Genomic DNA, 24,668 nt, shown 5'->3' on the forward strand with positions numbered 1-24,668 from the left:
ACCTGGACGGAACTCCCGATGAAACGCTCCCTGACCGCCCTCGCGGTCGGCATGTCCCTCGCCGCCGTGCTCTACGCGCCCGGCGCCCTGGCCGACACCGCGCCGCTCACCGCCACCAGCTGCGCCGCCCCCGCGGTGACGGCCCCCGACGGGACACAGGTGGAGGGTGTCACCGCCGTCGCCCACCCGGCGGGCACGGTCGACGTGCCCGCGGTGTTCCCGCTGGGCGCCGACCACGTCCCCGACGTCCCCGCCTTCTGCGACGTCACGGTCACCCTCACCCACCCCGGCCAGGGCGACCACGCCAAGGTGCGGGTCTGGCTGCCGCAGCAGACCTGGAACGGCCGGCTGCAGACGATCGGCGGCCAGGCCTACGCCGCCGGTGACTACGGCAGCAAGCTCGCCCTCGCCGTGAAGAGCGGCTACGCCGCCGCCACCACGGATGCCGGCGTCGGTACGTACCTCGACAGCCACTGGGGGTTGAAGGCCGACGGCACGGTCGACGCGGCGCTGCTGGAGAACTTCGCGTCCCGCTCCGAGCACGAGGCGGCGGTCGTCGCCAAGGACGTCATCGCCGGCCACTACCAGCGGGCCGCCGCGTACTCCTACTTCAACGGCTGTTCGACCGGCGGGCGCCAGGGGTACGCGGAGGCGCAGAAGTACCCGGAGGACTACAACGGCATCCTGGCCAACGCGCCCGCCGTGCACTGGGCGGAGTTCGAGGTCGCCACGCTCTGGCCGCAGGTGGTGATGAACGAGCAGCACACCTACCCGACCGCCTGCGAGTTCGACGCCTTCACCGCCGCCGCCGTCCAGGCCTGCGACGGGCTCGACGGCGCCCGGGACGGCCTGGTGTCCCGGCCGGACGAGTGCGGCTTCAACCCGCGCCGGCTGATCGGCACCACCGTCGAGTGCGAGGGCAGGAAGGTGACGATCACCGAGGCCGACGCCGAGGTGGTCCGCCGGATCTGGGACGGGCCGCGCACCACCGACGGCCGCCGGCTGTGGGCCGGGGTGCCCAAGGGCGCCCAGCTGAGCGCCCTCGCGGGGCACACCACGGACCCGTCGGGCAAGCCGGTGGGCGCGCCGTTCCCGGTGCCCGCCGCGTGGGTGTCCACCTGGGTGGCCGAGCAGCCCTCGCTCGACGTCACCACCCTCACCACCGCGCGCTTCACCGAGCTGTTCCAGCAGTCGGTGGCCGAGTACGACGACGTCATCGGCACCGACGACGCGGACCTCTCCGCCTTCCGCGACGCCGGAGGAAAGCTCCTCAGCTGGCACGGCTCGGCCGACGAGTTCATCCCGGCCGACGGTACGGTGCGCTACCGCAAGCAGGTGGAGCGGGAGCTGGGCGGCGCGCAGCAGGTCGACGACTTCTACCGGCTGTTCCTGGTGCCGGGCGCGGCCCACTGCGGGCTCAACGGTCCCAGCGGCCGCACCGACGACCTCGCCGCGCTGACCGCCTGGGTCGAACAGGGCAAGGCGCCGCAGACGCTGCCCGCCACCCTGAACACCGCGGACGGCCGTACGGTCAGCCGCAACCTGTGCGCCTACCCGCTGGTCTCCCGCTACAGCGGCCACGGTGACGTCGCCGACGCGGCCGCCTTCCGCTGCGTCCCGGCCGACCGGCACTGACCCGGCCCCCGCGGCAGCGCGGCCCGTACCCCGATCGGGGGCACGGGCCGCGCTGCCTTCTGTTGCCGGAGGGTCAGGGGCGGGCCCCGCCGGTCCGTTCCGGCAGGACCAGCGGCACCCCCGTGCGCGGGTGGGGCAGCACCTCGACGGGGTGGCCGTACACCTCGCTGAGCAGCGGTGCGCGCAGCACCTCGGCGACCGGGCCGTCGGCGATCGTGCTGCCGTCCGTCAGCAGGACCACCCGGTCCGCGTAGGCGGCCGCCAGGGACAGGTCGTGGAGCACCACGACCACGCCGTCCCCGGCGGCGGCGCGCTCCCGGGCGATCCGCAGCACCAGTTCCTGGTGGCGCAGGTCGAGGGCGGCGGTGGGCTCGTCCAGGAGCAGCAGCGGGGTGCGCTGGGCGAGCACCCGGGCGAGCGCGACCCGGGCCCGTTCGCCGCCGGACAGGGCGGTGAAGGGCCGCCCGGCGAAGGGGGTGGACTCGGTGGCGGCCATCGCCTCGGCGACCACCGCCTCGTCCTCGGCGGCGGCCGCCGTCCCCGTCCAGGGGGCGCGGCCCATCCGGACCACCCGGTCGGCGGGGAACGGGAAGGACAGCGTGGCGGACTGCGGCAACAGCGCCCGGTGCAGGGCGAGTTCGGCCGCGCCGTAGTCGGCCAGCGGGCGGCCGCGCAGGGTGACGGTGCCGCCCTGCGGGGCGGCGTCCCCGGCGAGGACGGAGAGCAGGGTGGACTTGCCCGCGCCGTTCGGCCCGAGCAGCGCGACCACCTCCCCGGCGGTGACCCGGACCGAGGCGCCGGCCAGCAGCGGGCGGCCGCCGACGGTCAGTCGGACCGCCTCGGCGGCGAGCAACTCGGAGCCGGGCAGAGGGCGTTCGGGGACGGGGCGGGACCGGTGCAGCCTCATGCCCAGCCTCCCTGCTTGGTCCGGGTCCGGCGCAGCAGCCAGAAGAAGAACGGGCTGCCGATCAGGGCGGTGAGCACCCCGAGCGGCAGTTCGGCCGGGGCGGCGAGGGTGCGGGCGGCGAGGTCGGCGGCGACCAGGACGAGTGCCCCGCCGAGGGCCGAGGCGGGCAGCAGGAAGCGGTGGCCGGGCCCGGCCAGCATCCGCAGCAGGTGGGGGACGACCAGGCCGACGAAGCCGATGATGCCGCTGACCGCGACGGCCGCCGCGGTGAGCAGGGCGACCACGGCGATCAGGGTGAGCCGCATCCGCTCGACGTCCACCCCGAGGTGGCGGGCGGGGCGTTCGCCGAGCGCCAGCAGGTCCAGCTTGCGGGCGTACAGCGGGGCGACGGTGAGTCCGACGACGGCGAAGGGCAGGACGGCGAGCACCTTGCCCCAGGTGGCCTGGGAGAGCGAGCCGAGCTGCCAGAAAGTCACCTGGCTGATCGCGGCGGAGTCGGCGGTGAACAGCAGCAGGCCGATCAGCGCGCCGCAGAAGGCGTTCACCGCGACCCCGGTGAGGATCAGCGTGACCACCTCGGTCCGGCCGCCGGCCCGGGCCATCAGGTAGACCGCGAAGACCGTCGACAGCCCGCCGGCGAAGGCGAACACGGTGACCGTCCAGCCGCCGAGGGCGTCCAGACCGAGCACGATGCAGGCCACCGCGCCGACCGCGCCGCCGGAGGAGACGCCGATCACGGCGGGCTCGGCGAGCGGGTTGCCGAACACGCCCTGCATCAGGGCGCCGGCGCAGCCGAGCGAGCCGCCGACCAGCAGGGCGAGCACCACCCGGGGCAGCCGGACGTTCCACAGCACCGATTCGGGTACGCGCTCCAGGGCGTGCCCGCCGAGGCCGAGGCGGTGGGCGGCGGAGCCGAGGATGTCGCCGAGCGGGATGCGGTAGGCGCCGGTGCCGGCCGCGAGCAGGGCGCAGAGCACCAGGGCGGTGGCGAGCACGACGGTGATCAGGGTGCTGCGGGAGGGGCCGGGGCGGGCCTTCGGCCGGCTCTGCGCCGCGTTCTTCTCCCGTACGGCGGTGGTCACTTGGCGCCTGCCGGGTGCAGCTGGGCGGTGATCTCCCGGAGCACCTGGGGGGTGCGCGGGCCGTAGCTGAGCAGTTGGCCGTCCTCGATGGAGACGATCCGGCGGTCCAGCCCGGCCGGGGTCTGGGCGACGCCGGGGAGCTTGAGCAGCCCGTCGACGCCGCCGACAGAGTCGAGTCCCTTGCTCATCACCAGGATCGCGTCGGGCGCGGCCTTGACCAGGGCTTCGCTGGTGAGCGGGGTGAAGTCGCCGGTGAGTCCGGCGGCGGTGCCGGCGTCCTCGCCGCCGACCGCCTCGATCAGCGAGCCGGCGCCGGAGGCGGGGCCGCCGAGCAGGTAGACGGAGGCGCTGCCGCGCAGGTAGAGGAAGGCCACCTTGGGCCGGCTGCCGCCGGCCGGTACGGCGGCCTCGGCTGCGGCGATCCGCTGCTCGGTGCGCTCCTTCAACTGCCGCCCGGCGTCCGGGACTCCGAGTGCGGCGGCGACGGTGTCGATGCGCGGGCCGACGTCGGCGAGGCGCTTGGCGTCGTGCAGCACGAGCAGCGGGACGCCGGCCGCGCGGATCTGGTCGATCGCCTCGGCCGGGCCGGTGGAGCGGTCGGCGAGGACGACGGTCGGGTGCAGGGACAGCACGCCCTCGGCGGAGACCTCGTGGGCCTGGGTGATCACCGGCAGGGCGGCGGCCTGCCGGAAGGTGGTGGAGACGTCCCGGGCGACCGCCTTGGGGCCGAGGCCGAGGCTGAACACCAGCTCGGCGAGGCTGCCGTTGAGCGGGATGATCCGCTCGGCGCTGGTGACGGTGACCTGGCGGCCGTCGGCGGAGGCGGTGGTGGCCGGGAGGCGGGGGACGGGTTCGACGGGCAGTGGCTCGACCGCGTCGGGGGAGCGGGTGGCCCCGGCCGTCGTTCCGCCGGTGGCGGTGCCGGTGCGAGGAGCGGTGCTGCAAGCGGTGAGGGCGAGCACCAGGCCGAGGAGTAGCAGCAGGAGGGCTGGCCCGCGGGCCACCTGGGGTCGGGTCGTACTGCTGCTCAACGGGCTTCCCTTCGTGGGGTGTTGTCGTCCGCTCCGGCCGGGGAGGCTGGGTGGCGGGGCTCTTGACTCACATATTAGGTTAGCCTTACCTAAATCCCGCAAGGGGGTCGGTTTCCCGGCCACCCCTTCTCCGTCGTGCCCGCACGGCCCGTCCCGCCGTGCCTGCGCGTCGTGCCTGCCTGTCGTGGCTGCCCGCAGGGTCCTCCCTGCCCGCACGGCCGTGTCCTTCCGAGGAGTGATCCGCGTGTCCCTGCCCAGCCGGCTCCGCCGCCTGGCCGCCACCCTGGTGGCCGTACTCGCCGCCCTGTCGGCGGTGGTCCTCTCGCCGTCCCCGGCGGTGGCCGCCGAAGGCAAGGTCTCCGGCGGGCGGCTGGACTGGGGGATCAGACAGTCCTTCCTGACCTACGTCACCGGGCCCATCGCCAAGGGCAGTTGGGCGCTCACCGGCGGCGCCGCCACGGTCGGTGGCAACACCTTCCGGTTCCACTCCGCCAACGGCACCTACGACCCGGCCACCGGCGCGCTGACCGCGGCCTTCTCCGGCGGGGTCCGCTTCGCCGGGCACCAGGAGAACGGCAGCAACGCGCTCGACCTGAGCCTCGGGCGGCTCACCTTCCGGGCCGCCCCCGGTGGCGCGGCCGGGCTGTACGCCGACGTCAGCAGCAAGTCCAAGGAGACCGGCCAGGTCAGCACCGCCGGCCAGGCCAAACTGGCCGAGCTCTCGCTGGCCGGCGTCGACCTGCGCGGCGCCGCCGGGACGCTGAACCTCGCCAACGTCCCGGCCACCCTCACCGACGCCGGGGCGAAGGCCTTCGGCAACTTCTACCAGGCCGGTACGGCCCTGGACCCGCTCAGCCTCTCCGTCAACCTGCCCGCCGCGCAGCCGAGTCCGGCGGCGGCCGCGCCCGGCGCCACCCCGGGCACGACGCCGGGTACCGGCCAGGGCACGACGCCCACGGCTGCGTCCCCGGCCGCGACCGCCACACAGCCGGCCGCCCAGGCGCCCGCGCGGACCGAGTTCGGCAACGGCGCCCTCGACTGGGGCGTGCGCCGCACCTTCCGCGACTACGTCACCGGCACGATCGCCCAGGGCCGTTGGGAGCTCGGCGGCGGCGCGGCCGACGGCGGCGCCTTCTACCGCTGGACCCCGGCCAAGGGCAGCTACGACCCCGGCACCGGCGAACTCACCGCCGGCTTCACCGGTACCGTCCGCTTCACCGGTCTGCGCAGTGGCGACGGTTACGGCCTGGACCTCACCCTGGCCGACCCGGCCGTCAGCGTGGCCGAGGGCCGGGGCCGCCTGCTCGCCGACGTCTCCGGACGCACCCCGGACGGCGCCACCCAGCAGCTGACCGGCGTCGAACTGGCGACCTTCGACGCCGCCGGCCTCAAGCCGGAGGGCGGCCTGCTCAAGGCCGTCGAACTGCCGCTCAAGCTCGCCGACGGCGGCGCCAAGGCCTTCGGCGGCCTCTACCCGGCGGGGACCGAGATGGACCCGCTGAGCTTCGCCGTCGCCCTCGACCCGGCCGCCGCCCTGCCCCCGCTGCCCGACCTCGGCAGCGCCCCGGCCACCCCGGCCGCTGAGGCCACCCCGGTGAGCCCGGCCGCCTCGCCGGTCGCGGCCGCCGCGGACTCCTCCACGGGCGGCTTCCCGGTGGCCGCCACGGCGGGCGGCGCGGTGCTGGTCGCCGCGTTCGCCGTGACCGGCGGGCTGCTGCTGCGCCGCCGCCGCTCGGCCGCCGCGCCGGACGCGGACCAGTCGGCCTGAGCCGTCCCCCTTCCCGTCCTGCCCCCGTCCCCCTTGTCCCCGTCCCCCGTGTCCCCCCCCCGTCACCTGAACGGAGCATCACCATGTCCCGCAACCGCACTCGGCTCGCCGCTCTGGCCGCCGCCACCGCCGGCCTCGGCCTGACCGCCCTCGGCGCCCCCGCGCTGGCCTTCGCCGGCGGCGCCCCGGGCAGCGTCAGCTACGACACCGGCGCGCTGGACTGGGGGGTGAAGGCCAGCTTCCGCAGCTACATCGAGGGACCGGCCTCCCAGGGCGGCGCGGTCGAGCCGACCGGCGGCGCGACCCGCAACGCCGACGGCACCTTCCACTTCGGGCTGGCGAACGCCACCTACGACCTCGGCACCCACGCGCTCAAGTCCTCGTTCACCGGCGGCGTGCACTTCACCGCCCACCACGGCGCGCTGGACCTCGCGCTCAGCGACCTGAGGATCGTTACCTCGGGCACCACCGGCACCCTCACGGCCGACACGGCCGCCAAGGAGACGGTGGGCGCCTCCGAGATCACCCGGCGCGACGACGTGCCGCTGGTGACCTTCACCGTCGGGCGGGACACCACCACCGGGGTGCCGACCGGCGCGAAGCTCACCGAGCAGGGCGCCAAGGCCTTCGCGGGCTTCTACGGGGCGGGAACGGACATGGACCCGCTGTCGCTGCTGCTCAAGCAGGGCCCGGTGACGCCCACTCCGACGGCGACGGCCACCCCGTCCGCCACCGCTTCGCCGACGGCGCAGCCGACCGGCACGCCGTCCGCCACCGCCTCGCCGTCGGCGACCGCCTCGCCGACCGCGACCGCCACGGCCACCGCCTCGCCGACCGCCACGGCCCCCGCGACACCCCTGCCGACCGGCACCCCCGTCACCGGCTCCGACCGTCTGCCCGTACTGAACGGCACCTTGAACTGGACGGTCAAGGAGAGCTTCCGCAAGTACCTCGAATCCCCGATGGCCGCCGGGAAGGTCGAGTTCGGCGGCGGCGCGGCCGACTACCGCTTCGGCGGTGCCACCGGCACGTACAACACCGCCGACCACACGCTCACCGCCGGTTACACCGGCTCGGTCCGCTTCCTCGGCCACCCGGGCAAGGACGGCTGGGCGCTCGACACCACGCTCTCCAAGCCGGGTCTGGTCATCGACAAGGACGGCGCCTTCCTCACCGCCGACGTCAACGGCAAGTCCCCGGACGGCCGGTCGACCGTGCTGACCGGCGCGCGGATCGCCAAGCTCGACGTCCCCGCCGCCGCCTTGAAGCCGGTCGACGGCGTCGTCACCCTCACCGGCGTCCCGGCCACGCTGACCGCCGAGGGCGTCCCGGTGTTCTCCAACTACCCTGCGGGTACGGCCCTGGACCCGGTGAGCGCGACCCTGGCCTTCGACAAGGACGCCAAGCTGCCGCCCGCCGGCTCCTCCGGTACGACCGGCGGCGGCAACCCGGCCGCGGGGGGCCAGGGTTCGGGCAGCCAGGGTTCCGGCGGTGGGGCGGGCAGCGGCGCGGGCGGCGGCGCCTCGCTCACCACCACCGCGCTGAGCGGCGCCGGCACCGGTGCGCTGGCCGCGACCGGCGCGGACACCCCGGTGGTTCCGCTGCTGGCCACCGCGGCGGGACTGCTGCTGGTGGGCGGCAGCGCCACCGTCCTGGTGCGCAACCGCCGTGGCGCGGTGCGGGCCTGATCCCGGAGCGGAACGCGCACCGGCCCCCGCGAGTGGGTACTCGCGGGGGCCGGTGCGTTCGCGGCGGGTGTCCGGGCCGCCCGGGCGGTCGAGGCCCGGGCGGCCCGGTTCCGGACGCAGCTCCGGACGGTCAGGCGCTCAACGGGTAGCGGCCGTCGAGGTCGTGGAAGACGGCCCCGTTGAGCACGAAGGCCCGCTTGCACTCCTCGACCACCCGGCGCCGCTCCACCTCGTCCATCGCGGCGCCCGCCGCGTCCAGCTTGGACCGGTAGTCGCGCTTGAAGGCAGCCGGGTTGGTGACGTCCTCGAAGACGTAGAACCGCACGCCGTCGCCCTTGCGCTCGAAGCCCCAGGCCTTCTCGGCCAGGCCCCGGATGATCTGGCCGCCCGACAGGTCGCCCAGGTACCGGGTGTAGTGGTGGGCGAGGTAGCCGGCCGGCCACTCGGCGGCCAGCTCCTCGATCCGCGCCACGTACGCGGCGGTGGCGGGCAGCGGTGCGAGTCCGGTGTGCCAGTCGGGCCCGCGCAGGTGGGCCAGGTCGCGCTCGATGGCGGCGGTGCGCAGCAGCGCCGGGTCGATGAACGGGCCCGCCAGCGGGTGTTCCGCGAGCTGCTCGGCCCGCTCCTCCAGCGCCCGGTAGACGAACCAGAGCTGGCCGGTGAGCTCGGCGTAGGCGTCGATCCCGAGCTGCCCGCCCAGCAGGCGGCTCATGAACGAGGAGTGCTCCGCGGCCTCGTGCTCCTCGCTGCTGGCGGTGCGGAGCACGGTGGAGAAGGGGACGGGCTCGGGCGTGGGCATGCGGCCTCCAGGGATCGGATGCGGCCGGGGCGGAAGGACCCCGCGAGTTTTGGTTAGCCTAACCTAAGTTCACGACTTCCCGACACTCTGTCGGTAAAGGTAGCCCAGCCGCCCCGGAAACGGCAGGGGCAGGACGGATGCGGCCCGCGCCCCCGGCCGACATGCCGACGCCCCGCCGGTCCGGCCCCGGAGGGGGCGGACCAGCGGGGCGAGGAGCGCGCAGGTCAGCGAGTGCCGCTGCGACGGCGGCGGAAGGCGAGGACGCCGCCCGCCAGCGCCAGGGCCGCGGCCGCGCCGCCGATCACGACGGGCGCGACGGACGGGGCCGCCGCCGTCCGCGCCGCCGTGCCGTAGCCGCTGGACATCCCGGCGGCGGCGTACTCCGAGCCGGGCAGCTTGTCGGCGTAGCGGGCCTTGACCAGCTTCTGGTACTCGCTCAGCGAGGCCGAGGGCCGGCCGTCCAGCCCCTGCCGCGCCTGGTCGTTGAGCGGCTCCACCGTGCTGAGCCGCAGTTGGTACCAGCCGCGGATCTGCGGCTCGCTGAAGACCAGCGTCCCGGGCGTGGCCCTTCCGGCGTACGCGGCGTCGCTGTTGCCGTCGCGCACGCCGGCCAGGTGCCAGCCCCCGCCCTCGGTGGGGGCGAGCAGGACGGTGGCGTTGCGCCCGTTGACCGTGGTGTTCAGGGCGGAGACCAGGTAGCTCAGCCGGATCGCCTGGGAGGCGAGCGGCAGGGCCGTCCCGGCGACGAACCCGGGGGTGAGCTCGTTCAGGGCCAGGGGGTTGTCGACGGTGAAGGCCGGCAGGCCCGCGCACGGCTCGGCCTGGTCCGGGATCGTCTGTGCCGCCGGGGGCGCGTCCTTCTGGGGCAGTGGGGCACTGAGGAAGCGGCAGACGGCGTCGCGGACGTCGGCGGACTTCACCAGTTCCAGGGCGGCCGTGTAGTCCGGGATGTCCGCCGGGAGCGGGTCCTTGGCCGGGGCCGCGTGGACGGGCCCGGCGAGCGGCAGCAGCGCGCAGGCGCCGGCCGCCAGCAGGGCGGCCAGGCGGATGCGGCGGGTGCTCGCCGGCCCGGCGGGTGTCGTGGTGCTGTGCATGGCCGTCCGCCTCACCTGGAGATGCCGATCCGGGAATGGGTCCATTTGAACGAGCTGTTGCTGACGTAGTCGGCGTAGTTCCACCAGGTGTAGGTGGCGGTGTCCGGCCACGGGTCGGCGACCGCGACGGTGTTCTTCGAGGTGTCGAAGCCGTAGACCACGTTCATGTGGCCGCCGCCGGAGGTCCAGCCGATCCGGGCGGCGACCGGCCGGGCCGCCTTGACGTCGGTGTAGACCTGGTTGAAGGTGGCCGCGCTGTTCAGGCCCGTGCCGAGGTTGGTCATGCCGAGGCTCTTCCAGCCCTTGGCCATGTCGTCGAGCGTGGCCGGTTGGTTGTTGCAGCCGTAGTAGGGCTGGGCCCGGGTGCAGAAGTCGGCCTGGGTGGTGCCGTAGCCATGGAATTTGGCGATGGTCAGGCCGGAGGCGACCCAGCACCACTGGGACTTCTCCTGCTTGAGCATGGTGATGGTGTCCTGGCCGGCCTCGGCGTGGGCCTGGCCGCCCGCGGTGGCGAGCAGTGCCGAAGCCGTCAGGAGGACGGTCGTCGCCGCGGTCGTGAATCTGGGTCTGCCCATGGGTCTGCCTTCCCGCGCGGGGCGCGATGGGTGTGGGGGATTTGCAGAGCCATGACAGCACGGAACGGTGCAATTACGGAGTGTATGCGAAGGAGTGTTGCGGACGGGTGTCCGTCGCGGCACCGGAAGTCGGTGCGGCGGCTGCCCGGCCCCTCGGCGGATCCATCTGCGCACCGTGTGAGCGGCGGCGGCTCCCCCCGGAAGGGGACACGTCGTGGTACGGCGGGCCGATCGTGGTGACGTAGGGTGATAGGAGGTCAACAGGGGGGAGTCGAGGTTCCGGTCGGCCGCAGCCGCGCGCGGACCCGTCCTCGGACCCCCGTTCCACCCCCGGCCCACCCCGTTCCGCCCCCTCGGCCGTGGCGGGTGCCCCGGGTCGCCCGCAGACAGGAGAGTTGAGTTGTCGTCCGACAGCACGCAGCGTTCGCAGTGGGTCCAGGACCGTCCGGCCACGTCCCGTGCCCCCAGAGCGGACCTGCTGCTCGACGGCCGCTCGCTCACCGTCAAGGAGACCGCCGCGGCCGCCCGTCGCCCGAAGGCGTGGCGGGTGGCGCTGTCGGACGGCGCGGTGCACCGGATGAAGCGGTCGGTGGACCTCAAGAACGCGATCGTCGACTCCGGGCAGCGGGTGTACGGCGTCACCTCCGGCTTCGGCGACAGCAACACCCGGCAGATCTCGCCGCGCAAGGTCGAGGCGCTCCAGGCCAACCTGATCCGCGGCTTCAACTGCGGCCTGGGACCGGCGGCTTCACCCGAGGTGGTGCGGGCGACGGTGATCGCCCGGGCGAACTGCCTGGCGCGCGGCAACTCCGGCATCCGCCCGGAGGTCGTCCAACTCCTGCTGGACTGCCTGGAGCAGGACATCCTGCCGGTGGTGCCGGAGCGCGGCTCGGTGGGCGCCAGCGGCGACCTCGTCCCGCTCAGCTACCTCGGGGCGATGCTCACCGGCCACGGGACGGTGCTGCACCGGGGCGAGGCCAGGCCCGCCGCCGAGGCCCTCGCCGAGGAGGGCCTGGAGCCGGTGGTGCTGGCCTCCAAGGAGGGGCTGGCGCTGGTCAACGGCACCTCCTTCATGGCCGGCTTCGCCGTCCTGGCCCTGCGCGACGCGACCGAACTGGCCTTCGCCGCCGACCTGTGCACGGCGCTCGCCTCCCAGGTCCTGAACGGCAACCCGCGCCACTTCGACCCGTTCGTCTTCGACCACAAGCCGCACCCGGGCACCGCCGACTCCGCCCGGACGGTGCGGCGGCTGCTCGGCCGGCTCGGCGACGGCCCGTACGAGGGCGACCAGGAGGGCGGCCCGGCCGACCCGATGCCCGACGGGACGGGCTACCGGCGGCTCGCCGAGGCCGTCCAGGACCGGTACTCGATCCGCTGCGCCCCGCACGTCAACGGCGTGCTGCGGGACACCCTCGCGTTCGCCGCCGACTGGACCCACGTGGAGATCAACTCCTCCAACGACAACCCGCTGTTCGACGCCGACGCGGGCGTGGTCGTCAACGGCGGCAACTTCTACGGCGGGCACATCGGCCAGGCGATGGACTCGCTCAAGACCGCCGTCGCCAGCGTGGGCGACCTGCTGGAACGGCAGTTGCAGCTGGTGGTGGACGAGAAGTACAACAACGGACTCACCGCCAACCTCATCCCGCGCTTCCCGGACGACAGTTGGGAGGCGGGCCTGCACCACGGCTTCAAGTCCCTGCAGCTGGCGGCCTCCTCGCTGGTCGCCGAGGCGCTCAAGCTGACCATGCCCGCGACCTCGTTCTCCCGCTCCACCGAGGCCCACAACCAGGACAAGGTCAGCATGGGCACCATCGCCGCCCGGGACGCCCGGACGGTCGTCGAGCTGGTGCGCGAGGTGGCCGCGATCCACCTGCTGGCGCTCTGCCAGGCCGCCGACCTGCGCGGCCCCGAGCGGCTCAGCGGTCCGACCGCGGTCGTGCACGCGGTGGTGCGCGCCGTGTCGCCGGTGCTGGACCGGGACCGCGGGATGGAGCGGGACATCGCCCTGGTGGCGGAACTGATCGGCGCGGGACGGCTGCGGGAGGCGGCGGCCGGGGCCTGAGGACCGGCCGCGTGCGGGCCCGGAAGCCCGGGCCCGCACGCGGCGGCCTACTCGGTGGGCTTGGCGAAATGCTCCACGACGGCGGCGTAGCTGTCGTCGGCGTACCCGCGCGCGGCGACCGCCTCCATCACGGCCGTCAGCTGCCGGGGCAGGACCGGGTTGAGGCCGCGCCGCTCGCTCTCGTCCAGCAGGTGGCGGGCGGCCGCCAGGTGGGTGCGCAGCGCCGAGTCCTCGGCCGGGTAGTCGCCCTCGTCGACCTGCCGGGCGTAGCGGGCCAGGAAGGCGCCGATGCCGCCGAACAGCAGCTCGGCGGTCGGCGCGAAGTCCGTCGCGCCGATCCCGGCGGTGCGCAGCAGCGCCGCCGCGTGGAGGAAGCCGTTGAGTCCGGACCACAGCACGGCCAGCAGGGCGACGTCGTGCAGCGAGGCGAGCCCGGGGCCGTCGCCGAGGTAGGTGGGGCAGCCGCCGAGCGCGGTCAGGGCCGCCTCGTGGGTGCGGAAGGCCGCCTCGGGGCCGCTGTAGAGCACCACGGTCCCGGCGGCTCCGATGGCGTCGGGGGTGGCCAGCAGGGCGCCGTCGAGGCTCCGGGCGCCGTACCGGGCCGCCGCCTCGGCGACGGCGGCGGCGTCCGCGGAGGTGCCGGAGGTGACGTCGACCAGGACCCGGCCGGCCAGGGCGTCCCCGGCGGCGTCGAGGACCTCGCCGACGGCGTGGTGGTCGCCGAGGCAGAGCACGACCAGCGGTGCGGCGGCCGCCGCTTCCGCGGGCGTCTCGGCGCGGTGGGCGCCCCGGGCGGCCGGGCCGTCGGCACGGGCGGCGGTGCGGTTCCAGACGGTGGTGCGGTGCCCGGCGGCCAGGAAGGCGTCGGCGAGCGCCGTGCCCATCAGGCCGAGGCCGAGCACGGCGACGGGGGCGGGGGCGGTAGCGGCGGCAGGGGCAGGGCGGCGGTCGGTCGTCACGAGGTCTCCTTCGGGCGGTCCGGCAGGGTGACGGGTGCGGTGCGGCGGCGGGGCTCGTTCAGCGCGCGGACCATCGGCTCCTCGACGAGGGCGTGCAGCAGCCAGGCCGCCGCCAGTGATCCGGCCACCAGGACGGCCGTGTACAGCAGCGGCCGGAGCCCGTCGGCGGTGCCGTACGGGTCGAGCAGCGCGTCGCCGTACTCGATCACCAGGTAGTGCGACAGGTACAGCGTCAGCGAGAGGGCGCCCAGGTGCTCGGCCGCCGGGTGGGCGAGCCGGGACGGCCGGCCCAGCCGGTCGGCGTTGGCGGCGCCCACGATCAGCGCGCCCAGCGGCAGGACGGTGATCGCGGCGACGCCGAACAGCAGCGGGGAGAGCTGGTCGAGCGGGTAGAGCAGGGTGAACGCGGCGGCGCCGTGCCAGGTCCGGACGCCGTCGAGCCGGCCCTCCCGGACCAGCCGGGCCAGCACCACGCCGAACAGGAACTCCGGCAGCCGCGCCGGGGGGAAGGTGTAGCAGAGCCAGATCTGGCGGAGCGTCACGCCGAGCCCGAAGGAAGGCCCGTCGCTTCCGGGCCGCGCCGCCGTGAGCAGCACCGGGATCAGCACGGCGGCCGCGACGGCCGCCGCCGCCCAGGCCCAGAGGTGTGCGGAGCCGATCGCGGCCGCCCGCCGGGCGATGACCGGGAACAGCAGGTAGAAGAGCAGGTCGCAGCAGAGCGACCAGGACACCCCGTTCACCCCGGGGTCCAGCAGGTCGAAGCCGGGTGACCAGGTCTGGACGAGCAGCGCGTTCGGCAGCCAGGCCCACAGCGGCACGGCCCGCCCGGCGGCGGCCAGCAGCAGCACCCCGAGCAGCAGGGTCACCAGGTGGGTGGGCAGGATCCGGGCCACCCGGCGGCGCCAGAACACCGGGACGGGCTGCCCGGGCCGCCAGGCCCAGGCCAGCAGGAAGCCGCTGAGCAGGAAGAAGAACGTCACCGCGGCGAACCCGAGGCGGAGCAGGGTGGCGCTCTCGCCGTGCCCGTGGGTCCAGATCAGGCTGGCGTGCTGGGCGACGACGGCCGCGGCCGCGACGAAACGCAGACCGGTGAGCGAGGGCAGCCGGGACGACCTGCCGAGTGCCAAGAGCGTTCCCGAGGTATCGGAGCGGGTGGGGGAAGGCCCGGTGATCGTATCCGAACTCGCCGATGTTGTTCGCTTTTGACGAATCGTCGGAAACACCGGGCCGATTGCCTGCTCTGCATACTTTCCTGCTCGCAATGTTGACGGTGGGTCAGATCTGATAGAGATCGGATGCCCGGCTAGGGTGCGTGCGCGATCGTCCGACGTCGCGCCGCCCTGCCCGCCCGCCCAGGACCGGAGACCCACGTGGCCGACAATGACACCCTGCGCCAGTACTTGAAGCGCGTGGTCGCCGACGCCGTCGACACCCGGGAACGCCTGCGCGCCCTGGAGGAACGGCAGTCGGAGCCGATCGCGGTCCTCGGCGCGGCCTGCCGCTACCCCGGCGGCGCCGATTCCCCGGAAAAGCTCTGGCAGTTGGTCGCCGACCGGGTCGACGCGGTCGCCGGATTCCCGTCGAACAGGGGCTGGCCGCTCGATTCCCTGTTCCATCCCGACCCCGACGCCGTCGGCACCAGCTACGTCGAACAGGGCGGATTCCTGTACGACGCCGATCGGTTCGACGCCGAATTCTTCGGGATGTCCCCCCGGGAAGCCCTCGGCACCGACCCCCAGCAGCGCATCCTGCTGGAAATCGCCTGGGAGGCCTGCGAACGCGCCGGAATCCCGCCGGAGGCCCTCCGCGGCAGCCGCACCGGCGTGTACGCCGGGGTGATGTACAACGACTACGGCAGCCGGCCGCAGCTGCCCCGGGAGGACTTCGAGGGCTACCTGTTCAGCGGCAGCGCCCCCGGCGTCCTCTCCGGCCGACTCGCCTACGCCTTCGGCCTGGAGGGCCCCGCCGTCAGCGTCGACACCGCCTGCTCCTCCTCCCTGGTCGCCCTCCACCTGGCCTGCGCGGCGCTGCGCCGCGGCGAGTGTGACCTCGCCCTGGCGGGCGGCGTGACGGTGATGTCCACCCCCGCGGCCTTCCTCGGCTTCTCGCGCCAGCGCGCCCTCGCCCCGGACGGCCGGTGCAAGGCCTTCTCGGCGGCCGCCGACGGGGTCGGCTGGGGCGAGGGCGCCGGACTGCTGGTGCTCGCCCGGCTGTCCGAGGCGCGCCGGGACGGCCGGCGGGTGCTCGCCGTGGTGCGCGGCTCGGCCGTCAACCAGGACGGCGCCTCCAACGGGCTGACCGCGCCCAACGGCCCCGCCCAGGAACGGGTGATCCGCGCCGCCCTCGCCGACGCCCGGCTCGCCACGGCGGACATCGACGCCGTCGAGGCCCACGGCACCGGGACGGCGCTCGGTGACCCGATCGAGGCCCGGGCGCTGCTGCGCACCTACGGACAGCGCTCCGCCGAGCGGCCGCTGTGGCTGGGCTCGCTCAAGTCCAACCTCGGCCACGCCCAGGCCGCCGCCGGGGTGGGTGGGGTGATCAAGACGGTGGAGGCGCTGCGGCGCGGCCGGCTGCCCGCCACCCTGCACGCCGAACAGCCCTCGCCGCACGTGGACTGGGACTCGGGCGCGGTCGCCCTGCTCACCGAGGCCCGCGACTGGCCCCGGGGCGAGCGGCCGCGCCGGGCGGCGGTCTCCTCCTTCGGCCTCGGCGGGACGAACGCGCACGTGATCCTGGAGGAGGCGCCGCCCGAGGAGGCGGGGGAGGCGTCGGTGGTCCTGCCGGTGGTGCCGTGGGTGCTCTCGGCCCGGTCCGCCCGGGCCTTGGCGGAGCGGGCGCGCGATCTGCTGGCGCTGGTCGGCGGCCCGGGGAGGGCCCCGGACTTCCGGGACGTCGCCCGGGCGCTGGCCACCACCCGGGCGGCGCTGCCGTACCGGGCGGCGGTGGTCGGCGGTACGGCCGCCGAACTCGTCGAGCGACTGGCGGAGTTGGCGGGCACGGTCGCGGCGGACGCGGCCCGCCGGGTACCGGGGGAGGTCCGGCCGGTCCTGCTCTGCCCGGACGGCGACGGGCCAGGGCCGGAGGCGGTGGTTCAACTCCGTGCGGCCTTCCCGGTGTTCGCCGAGGCGTACCGGGAACTGGACGCCGTGCCCGGTGCGTCGGGCGGCTTCGCCGCGCGGCTGGCGCTCCACCGCCTGTACGCGGCCTGGGGGTTGCGCCCGGCGGCGCTGGTCGGCCGGGGCAGCGGCGCGGTGGTGGCCGCGCACCTCGCCGGGGTGCTCCCGGTGCCGGACGCGGTGGCCCTGCTCGCGGCCCGCGAGCGGCTGCTCCGGCAGGGCGGCGGTGCGGCGGCCCGCGCGGAGTTCCGGCAGGAGTCGGCGGCGCTGGCCTTCGCGGCGCCGACCGTGCCGCTGCGGTCTGCCCCGAGCGGTGGCGAGGAGCCGGCCGGGCGGTGGACGGACCCGGAGGCCTGGGCCGAACGCGTCCTGGCCGAGGACGGGCCGGTGCCGGAGGGGTCGTTGTCGGAGAGGCCGCTGCCGGAGGGGCCGGTGCTGAGCCTGGAACTCGCGCCCGGCGAGGAGGCCCCCTACGCCGTCGTCCGAGAGCTGGCCCGGCTCCACACGGCCGGGGCCGCCGTCGACTGGTCCGCCTTCTTCGCCGGGACCGGCACCCGGCACGTCGACCTGCCGACGTACCCGTTCCAACGCGAGCGCTACTGGCTGGAGCCGATCGCACCCGCGCCCGCCGAGGCCCCGCCCGCAACGCCGTCCGCCCGGTCGGCGGGCGAGGGCGCGCTCGCCCGGAGCCTGGCCGCCCTCCCCGCCGGGGAGCGGCGCGCCCACCTGCTCGACGCGGTGCGCGCCGAGGCGGCCGCCGTGCTGCGGATCGCCGACCCGGCGACCGTCGAAGTGTCGCGCCCCTTCCGGGAGTTCGGCTTCGACTCGCTCACCGCCGTCCAGCTGCGCAACCGGCTGGCCGCCCTCGCCGGGATCGAGCTGCCGGTCACCGTGCTGTTCAACCACCCCACCCCGGACGCCGTCGCCGACCTCCTGCTCGACCGGCTGTCCGCCGCCGACGGTCCGGACGCCGCCGACGGGCCGGACGCGCTCGCCGAAGTCGACCGGCTGGAAGCGGTGCTGGGGCGGCTGCCGGCCGGCGGCCCGGAGCTGCTCGCGGTCACCGAACGCCTGCGGGCGCTCCTCGGCCGCTTCGGACGGCTCGAAACCGCCACCAAGGACGAGCTGTTCGACCTCATCGACCACGAGCTCGGCCGGGCCCGTACCTGACCGCACGCCCGTAGCTGACCGCATGCCCGTACCTGACCGCGGCTCGCCCGCACCTGATCGCCCGCCCGCCCGGCAGCACGCCCGCCGAGAGAGGAAGCCCAGCATGCCGGACGAGGAGAAGCTCGTCGACTACCTGCGGTGGGTCACCGCCGACCTGCGCGACGCCCGGCGCCGGATCGCCGAACTGGAGTCGTCCCAGGAGGAGTCGTCCCACGACGGGCCGATCGCGATCGTCGGCATGGCCTGCCGCTTCCCCGGGGGCGTCGGCTCGCCCGAGGACCTCTGGCGGCTGGTGCTGGACGGCCGGGACGCCATCACCCCCTTCCCCGCCGACCGGGGCTGGGACCTCGACGCCCTCTACGACCCCGACCCCGAGACGCCCGGCACCAGCTACGCGCGCGAGGGCGGCTTCCTGGACACCGCCACCCGCTTCGACGCCGGGTTCTTCGGCATCTCCCCACGCGAGGCCACCGCGATGGACCCGCAGCAGCGGCTGCTGCTGGAGACCGCCTGGGAGCTGTTCGAGCACGCGGGCATCGACCCGACGGCGCTGCGCGGCACCGACGTCGGGGTGTTCGCCGGCGCCACCGAACAGTCCTACCTCGGCCCGGACACCCCGGCCGAGTACGAGGGCTACCTGCTGACCGGGCGGCTGGGCAGCGTGGTCTCCGGCCGGATCGCGTACACCTTCGGCTTCCAGGGCCCGGCCGTCACCGTGGACACCGCCTGTTCCTCCTCCCTGGTGGCGCTGCACCTGGCCGCCCGCTCGCTGCGCTGCGGCGAGTCCTCGCTCGCCCTGGCGGGCGGCGTGACGGTGCTGGCCTCGCCGCTCGGCTTCGTCGACTTCGCCCGCCAGCGCGGCCTGGCGCCGGACGGCCGCTGCAAGTCCTTCGCCGCGGCGGCGGACGGCACCGGCTGGGCCGAGGGCGCCGGGCTGGTCCTGCTGGAGCGGCTCGCCGACGCCCGCCGGCACGGGCACCGGGTGCTCGCCGTGCTGCGCGGCTCGGCCGTCAACCAGGACGGCGCCTCCAACGGGCTGACCGCGCCCAACGGCGCCGCCCAGGAGCGGGTGATCCGCCGCGCCCTGGCCGACGCCGGACTCACCCCGGCCGAGGTCGACGCCGTCGAGGGCCACGGCACCGGCACCCGGCTCGGCGACCCGATCGAGGCGCAGGCCCTGCAAGCCGTCTACGGCGCGGACCGCCCGGCCGGGCGAGCGCTGCTGCTCGGCTCGGTCAAGTCCAACCTCGGGCACGCCACGGCCGCCGCCGGGATCGGCGGGGTGATCAAGACGGTGCAGGCGCTGCGCCACGGCGTGCTGCCCGCCACGCTCCACGTGGACGCGCCGACGCCGCTGGTCGACTGGCGGGCGGGCGGGGTCGAGCTGCTCACCGAGCAGCGCCCCTGGCCGCGGACCGACGGCCCGCGCCGGGCCGGCGTCTCGGCCTTCGGGGTGAGCGGGACCAACGCTCACCTGGTGCTGGAACAGGCACCGGAGGAGGGCCCCGAGCCGGACCCCGACGGGCTCCCCGCCGTGCCCTGGCTGCTCTCCGCCGCCACGCCCACCGCGCTGCGCGCCCAGGCCGCCCGATTGCTGGCGCACCTGGAACGGCACCCCTACACCCCGCCCCGTGCCGTCGCCGAGGCCCTGGCCGGGCGGCCCGGGCTCAAGCACCGGGCGGCCGTGGTGGGCGCCGACCGGGACGAGCTGACGAGCCGTCTGCGGGCACTCGCCGACGAAGCGCCCGTGACGTCGGTGGCGTCCGTGACGTCCGTGACGTCCGGGGCGCCCGTACGGCCCGGCCGGCTCGCCTTCCTCTTCCCCGGGCACGGGTCCCAGCGGCCGGAGCAGGGGCGGGAGCTGTACCGGGCGTTCCCGGCCTTCGCGACGGCCTTCGACGAGGTCGGCGCCGCACTGGACCCGCACCTGCCCGTGCCGCTCGCCGCCGTCCTGGCCGGCGGGGGAGAGCTGGAGCGCTTCGGCTACGCGCAGGCGGCGGTGTTCGCCTTCGAGGTGGCGCTGTTCCGGCTGCTGGAGTCCTTCGGGGTACGGCCCGACGTGGTGGCCGGGCACTCGGCCGGGGAACTCGCGGCCGCCCATGTCGCCGGAGTGCTGTCGCTGCCGGACGCCGCGACCGTCCTCGCCGTCCGGGGCCGGCTGGTCGAGGCGCTGCCCGCCGACGCGGCGGTGGTCGCCCTGGAGGTCTCCGAGGCCGAGGCGGTCGACCTGCTGGCCCGGCACGGCCGCCGGGTCTCGTTGGCGGCCGTGAACGGTCCCGCCTCGGTGGTGGTGTCCGGCGAGGCCGACGCGGTGGGCGCCGTCGCCGCCGAGGCCGAACAGCGCGGCCGCCGCACCCGCCGCCTGGCGATCAGCCGGGCCGTGCACTCCGCCGGACTGGACCCGGTGCTCGCCGAGTTCCGACGCGCCGTGGCAGCCGTCCGGCCGGTGGACACCCGGACGGCCGCGCCGACGCTGCCGCTGGTGTCCACCGTGACCGGCCGCCCCGCCACCGCCGAGGAGCTGCGCTCCCCGGACCACTGGACGGCGCACCTGCGCCGGCCGGTGCGCTTCCTCGACGCCGTCCGCACCCTGGCCGCCCAGGGCGTCGGCACCGCGCTGGAGGTGGGCCCGGACGCGGTGCTGTCGCCGCTGGTCGCCGCCTGCCTCGCCGACGGCGACCGGCAGGTCACGGCGGTGCCGAGCGCACGGGCGGGCTCCGCCGAGGTGCCCGGGCTGCTCGGCGCGCTGGCGGCGTTGTGGACGGCCGGGGTGCCGGTCGACTGGCGCGCCGTCCTCGGCCCGCCCGGGCGGACGGCGGCGGTCGCCCTGCCGACGTACCCGTTCGAGCGGGAGCGGTACTGGCTGACGCCGCCGCGCGCCGCGGGCCGGGGAACCGGCGGGTGGGCGCTCGGGCACCCGTTGCTGACCGGCGTCACCGAACTGGCCGGGCGCGCGGAGCTGGTCCTCGACGGACGGCTGCCCGGCCGCTCCCCGGCCGAGCTGGTGGAACTGGCGCTGCGGGCGGGCGAGGAGGCCGGGTGCGCGGTGCTGGCCGAGCTGACGGTCGACTGTCTGCCGGAGCCGCCCGAACGCGGCTCGCTGGAGGCCCAGTTGGTGCTCGCACCGGCGGACGACCGGGGGTGTCGGGCGTTCACCGTGCACACCAGGGCCGGGGAGAGCGGCGGCTGGGCCCCGGTGGCCTCGGGCGCGCTCGGCCGGGGCGGCGTGCGGACGGTCGCCGACGAGGGGGCCTGGCCGCCACCGGGCGCACAGGCCGTGGCGACGGACGTCGACGGGGTCACGGCGCTGTGGCGGCTGGACGGCGAGCTGTTCGCCGAACTGGCGCTCCCGGACGGCACGACGGCGGAGGGCTGGGGACTGCACCCGGGGCTGCTGGACGCGGCGGCGCGCTGCGCCGGCCCCGGGCTCGCCGCCGAGTGGCGCGCCGTCCGGCTCCACGCGGCGGGCGCCACCCGGCTCCGGGCCCGGATCACCCCCGGGCCGGACGGCGCGGCGCTGCGGCTGACCGACCCCGCCGGGCGGCCGGTCGCCGACGTCGAGGCCGTGCGCCTGCGGGCGACGGACGGTCCCGACCGGGCGGCTACGGCGCAGCGGAACCGCGCCCGGGACGGGCTGTTCCACGTCGACTGGGCGCCGCTCACCCTGCCGTCGTCGGCGCCGCACGTGCGCTGGGCGGTGCTCACCGACGGGGCCGGACCGCTGCCGTCCGGCACCGGAGCACTGCCGGTCGGCGCCGGACAGCTGCCGGTCGGCGCCGGACCGCTACCGGACGGGGCCCACCGGTTCGCGCGGGTCGAGGAGCTGCTCGGCGCGATCGGCGGCTACGACGCGGTGCTCGCCCCGCTGCTGCCCGGTGCCGAGCCCGACGTCCCGGCCCGGGCCCACGCACTGGCGGCCCGAGCCCTGGAGCTGGCCCGGTGCTGGTCGGCCGACCGGCGCGCCGCCGGCGTCCCGCTGGTGGTGGCGACCCGGGGCGCCGTGGCCGGGGTGAGCGACCCAGCGGCCGCCACCGTCTGGGGCCTGCTGCGCTCGGCCCAGTCCGAGGCCCCCGACCGGATCGTGCTGGTCGACCTGGACGACGACCCGGCCGCCGCCGCCGCCCTCCCCGGGCTGCTCGCCACCGGCGAACCCCAGGCGGCGATCCGCGCCGGGCGGGTGCTGGTCCCGCGCCTGGCCCGGGCCGGGCAGCCCGACGGCGGCTCCGCGACCCCCGCCCCGCCCTGGCCCACCGACGGCACCGTGCTGCTCACCGGCGGAACCGGCGCCCTCGGCGCCGTGTTCGCCCGCCACCTGGTGCGTCGGCACGGCGTGAGCGACCTGCTGCTCACCGGTCGGCGCGGGCCCGCGGCCCCCGGCGCGGCCGCCCTGGTCGCCGAACTGGCCGCGCTCGGCGCGCGGGCCACCGTCGCGGCCTGCGACGTCGCCGACCGGACCGCGCTCGCGGAGCTGCTGGCCGCCGTCCCCGCCGACCGGCCGCTGACCGCCGTCGTGCACGCGGCCGGGGTGCTGGACGACGGCCTGCTGGCCACCCTGAGCCCCGAACGGCTGGCGGCGGTGCTGCGCCCCAAGGTCGACGCGGCCTGGCACCTGCACGAGCTGACCCTCCCGCACGGGCCGTCCGCCTTCGTGCTGTTCTCCTCCGTCGCCGGGATCGTCGGCGGGCCGGGCCAGGCCAACTACGCCGCCGCCAACACCTTCCTGGACGCGCTCGCCGAGCACCGGGCCGCCCTCGGCCTGCCCGCCACCTCCGTCGCCTGGGGCCTGTGGCAGGACGAGGGCGGGATGGCCGGGCACCTCGGCGAGGCCGATCTGCGGCGGATCGCCCGCAGCGGGCTGCGCCCGGTCACCGCGGCCGACGGCCCGGCGCTGCTGGACGCGGCCCTGACCGGGCCGCAGGCCGCCGTCCTCGCCGCGCCGCTGGACCTGGCCGCGATGCGGCGCCACCCCGCCGAGCTGCCCACGGTGTTCACCGGCCTCGCGCCGCTGCCGCCCCGGCCCCGCGCCGGGACGACGGAGGCGGCGGCGGAGCCGTTCGCCCGGAGGATCGGCGCGCTGGCGCCGGAGCGGGCCCGCGAGGAGGCCGTCGAGCTGGTCCGCCGGGAGGCCGGCCGGGTGCTCGGCCACCCCGACGCGGCCGCCGTCGGCGCCGAGGACGCCTTCCCGGCGCTGGGCTTCGACTCGCTCGCCGCCGTGCAACTGCGCAACCGGCTGGACGCGCTGACCGGTCTGCGGCTCGCCCCCGGGGCGGTGTTCGCCCACCCGACACCGGCGGCGCTGGCGGACCACCTGCTGGCGGCGCTCGCCGGGCCGCAGGCACCCGACGGGACCGGCACGCCGACCGGGGCTCCTGATCGGGCCGGCACGCAACCGGTCGGTACGGAACCGCTCGGCGCGGAACCGCTCGGCACGGAACCGGTGGGCACAGGACCGGGCTACGCGGATCCGGGCCGCGCGGATCCGGGCTACGCGCCCGATCCGGCCGGGGAGTTCGCCGCCGACGTCCGCCTGGACGAGGACGTCCGCCCGGCCGCCGAGCTCGTCGCGGACGTCGTCGAGCCCCGGGAGGTCCTGCTCACCGGCGCGACCGGCTTCCTCGGCGCCTTCCTGCTGCGCGACCTGATGCGCTCCACCAAGGCGACCGTGCACTGCCTGGTGCGCGCCGCCGACCCGGCCGCGGCCGCCGAGCGGCTGCGCGAACGCCTGAGCTGGTACCGGGTGTGGGACGAGATCGACCCGGACCGCCTCGCGGTCGTGGTCGGCGACCTCAGCCGGCCCCGACTCGGCCTCACCGAGCTGGAGTTCGACCGGCTCGCCCGGATCGTCGACGTGGTCCACCACGCCGGGGCCGCCGTCAACTGGCTGCGCCCGTACAGCGAACTCCGGGCCGCCAACGTGGACGGCACCCGGGAGGTGCTCCGGCTGGCGGCCCGGCACCGCACCGTGCCGGTGCACCACGTCTCCTCCACCGCCGTGTTCGCGGAGAAGGGCGCGGAGCCCGGCCCGCGCACGGTGTCCTCCCCGACCGGCCCGCCGCAGGTGCTGGCCAACGGCTACGCCCAGAGCAAGTGGGTGGCCGAGCAGGTGGTGGGGATCGCCCGGGAGCGCGGACTGCCGGTGACGGTGTACCGGGTCGACGTGGTCTGCGGCGACCAGGTCCACGGGGCCTGCCAGACCAGGGACTTCTTCTGGCTGAGCCTCAAGGGCCTGGTCCAGTCCGGGGCCGTCCCGGCCGGGCTCGCGGGCGCGGGTGCCGTCCACCTGGCCCCCGTCGACTACATCAGCGCGGCCGTCACCACTCTGGCCGGGCAGCGCGGGAACGCCGGCCGGACCTTCCACCTGCAGAACACCAGCACCGAGGGGTACGGCGAACTGACCGGCTACCTGCGGGAACTGGGGTACTCGCTGCCCGAGGTGGAACTCGAGCGGTGGTGCCGGACGGTGCGGGCCCACCCGGGCAACGCGCTCACCCCGCTGCTCGACCCGTTCGAGCGGATCGCCGGACACCGGGCCGTCCACCCGCTGATGGACGTGTCCGCCGCCGAAGCGGCGCTGGCCGGGACCGGGATCGCCTGCCCACCGATCGACCTGCCGCTGTTCCGCCGGTACGTGGACTTCTTCGTCCGCACCGGCTGGCTGCCGCCCCCGACCGGCACCGGTACCGGCACCGCTATCGGAACCGGAACCGGCACCGCTATCGCTATCGGTACCGGCACCGCGCCGCCCGTGCCCACCGCCTGACCGCGCCCCGCCCGCC

13 protein-coding genes and 1 pseudogene are annotated in these 24,668 nt (G+C 76.0%); 6 read left to right on the plus strand and 8 right to left on the minus strand.

The window, feature by feature from the left end:
* Positions 1 to 18 precede the first annotated feature (18 nt).
* A complete protein-coding gene (locus ACFY2K_RS07645; RefSeq protein WP_380592822.1) occupies positions 19 to 1,635 on the plus strand; it encodes a tannase/feruloyl esterase family alpha/beta hydrolase in 1,617 nt (538 codons plus the stop codon).
* Between the two features lie 73 nt (positions 1,636 to 1,708).
* Here ACFY2K_RS07645 and ACFY2K_RS07650 read toward each other — a convergent pair whose 3' ends face one another.
* The 3 genes from ACFY2K_RS07650 to ACFY2K_RS07660 are packed head-to-tail and all read right to left on the minus strand — an operon-like array spanning position 1,709 to position 4,655.
* On the minus strand, positions 1,709 to 2,542 hold the full coding sequence (locus ACFY2K_RS07650) for a heme ABC transporter ATP-binding protein (RefSeq protein ID WP_380528629.1): 834 nt from the start codon (positions 2,540 to 2,542) through the stop codon (positions 1,709 to 1,711).
* Entirely contained in the window at positions 2,539 to 3,624 is a 1,086-nt protein-coding gene (locus tag ACFY2K_RS07655) for a FecCD family ABC transporter permease (protein ID WP_380528631.1), read from the minus strand. The genes ACFY2K_RS07650 and ACFY2K_RS07655 overlap by 4 nt, the downstream gene beginning before the upstream one ends.
* On the minus strand, positions 3,621 to 4,655 hold the full coding sequence (locus ACFY2K_RS07660) for a hemin ABC transporter substrate-binding protein (RefSeq protein ID WP_387710152.1): 1,035 nt from the start codon (positions 4,653 to 4,655) through the stop codon (positions 3,621 to 3,623). Before ACFY2K_RS07660 ends, ACFY2K_RS07655 begins: the two co-directional genes overlap by 4 nt.
* 244 nt (positions 4,656 to 4,899) lie before the next feature.
* On the opposite strand from ACFY2K_RS07660, the gene ACFY2K_RS07665 reads away from it, so the two are divergent.
* A complete protein-coding gene (locus ACFY2K_RS07665; RefSeq protein ID WP_387710153.1) occupies positions 4,900 to 6,423 on the plus strand; it encodes an HtaA domain-containing protein in 1,524 nt (507 codons plus the stop codon).
* 83 nt (positions 6,424 to 6,506) lie between these two features.
* The gene (locus tag ACFY2K_RS07670; protein ID WP_380528637.1) at positions 6,507 to 8,111 is read left to right on the plus strand and encodes an HtaA domain-containing protein; all 1,605 of its coding nucleotides are present in this window, start codon (positions 6,507 to 6,509) and stop codon (positions 8,109 to 8,111) included.
* A 130-nt stretch (positions 8,112 to 8,241) separates the two neighbouring features.
* On the opposite strand, the gene ACFY2K_RS07675 is transcribed toward ACFY2K_RS07670, so the two are convergent.
* From ACFY2K_RS07675 to ACFY2K_RS07685, 3 genes are all read right to left on the minus strand, one after another.
* The gene (locus tag ACFY2K_RS07675; protein ID WP_380528639.1) at positions 8,242 to 8,910 is read right to left on the minus strand and encodes a heme oxygenase (biliverdin-producing); all 669 of its coding nucleotides are present in this window, start codon (positions 8,908 to 8,910) and stop codon (positions 8,242 to 8,244) included.
* 224 nt (positions 8,911 to 9,134) lie between these two features.
* Positions 9,135 to 10,004 (minus strand): hypothetical protein, encoded by an 870-nt coding sequence (locus ACFY2K_RS07680; RefSeq protein WP_380528640.1) that lies wholly within the window; start codon positions 10,002 to 10,004, stop codon positions 9,135 to 9,137.
* An 11-nt stretch (positions 10,005 to 10,015) separates the two neighbouring features.
* On the minus strand, positions 10,016 to 10,579 hold the full coding sequence (locus ACFY2K_RS07685; protein ID WP_380528642.1) for a papain-like cysteine protease family protein: 564 nt from the start codon (positions 10,577 to 10,579) through the stop codon (positions 10,016 to 10,018).
* 400 nt (positions 10,580 to 10,979) lie between these two features.
* Here ACFY2K_RS07685 and hutH point away from each other — a divergent pair, with 400 nt between their 5' ends.
* On the plus strand, positions 10,980 to 12,644 hold the full coding sequence (gene hutH, locus ACFY2K_RS07690) for a histidine ammonia-lyase (RefSeq protein WP_380592816.1): 1,665 nt from the start codon (positions 10,980 to 10,982) through the stop codon (positions 12,642 to 12,644).
* 47 nt (positions 12,645 to 12,691) lie between these two features.
* On the opposite strand, the gene ACFY2K_RS07695 is transcribed toward hutH, so the two are convergent.
* On the minus strand, positions 12,692 to 13,603 hold the full coding sequence (locus ACFY2K_RS07695; protein ID WP_387710156.1) for an NAD(P)-dependent oxidoreductase: 912 nt from the start codon (positions 13,601 to 13,603) through the stop codon (positions 12,692 to 12,694).
* Entirely contained in the window at positions 13,600 to 14,730 is a 1,131-nt protein-coding gene (locus tag ACFY2K_RS07700) for an acyltransferase family protein (protein ID WP_380528373.1), read from the minus strand. Before ACFY2K_RS07700 ends, ACFY2K_RS07695 begins: the two co-directional genes overlap by 4 nt.
* 243 nt (positions 14,731 to 14,973) lie before the next feature.
* Here ACFY2K_RS07700 and ACFY2K_RS07705 point away from each other — a divergent pair, with 243 nt between their 5' ends.
* Positions 14,974 to 17,892, plus strand: coding sequence for a type I polyketide synthase (locus ACFY2K_RS07705; RefSeq protein ID WP_387710158.1), 2,919 nt, complete (start codon positions 14,974 to 14,976; stop codon positions 17,890 to 17,892).
* Between the two features lie 145 nt (positions 17,893 to 18,037).
* Positions 18,038 to 24,652: pseudogene (locus ACFY2K_RS07710) on the plus strand (thioester reductase domain-containing protein); the annotation flags it as partial.
* Between the last annotated feature and the right edge of the window lie 16 nt (positions 24,653 to 24,668).

It is taken from the genome of Kitasatospora sp. NPDC001309 (assembly GCF_042896295.1).
Lineage (GTDB): Bacteria > Actinomycetota > Actinomycetes > Streptomycetales > Streptomycetaceae > Kitasatospora.

Coding starts and splice junctions, on each gene's coding strand:
- ACFY2K_RS07645 (WP_380592822.1), top strand. CDS start 19: ATGAAACGCTCCCTGACCGCCCTCGCGGTCGGCATGTCCCTCGCCGCC.
- ACFY2K_RS07650 (WP_380528629.1), bottom strand. CDS start 2,542: ATGAGGCTGCACCGGTCCCGCCCCGTCCCCGAACGCCCTCTGCCCGGC.
- ACFY2K_RS07670 (WP_380528637.1), top strand. CDS start 6,507: ATGTCCCGCAACCGCACTCGGCTCGCCGCTCTGGCCGCCGCCACCGCC.
- ACFY2K_RS07675 (WP_380528639.1), bottom strand. CDS start 8,910: ATGCCCACGCCCGAGCCCGTCCCCTTCTCCACCGTGCTCCGCACCGCC.
- ACFY2K_RS07680 (WP_380528640.1), bottom strand. CDS start 10,004: ATGCACAGCACCACGACACCCGCCGGGCCGGCGAGCACCCGCCGCATC.
- ACFY2K_RS07685 (WP_380528642.1), bottom strand. CDS start 10,579: ATGGGCAGACCCAGATTCACGACCGCGGCGACGACCGTCCTCCTGACG.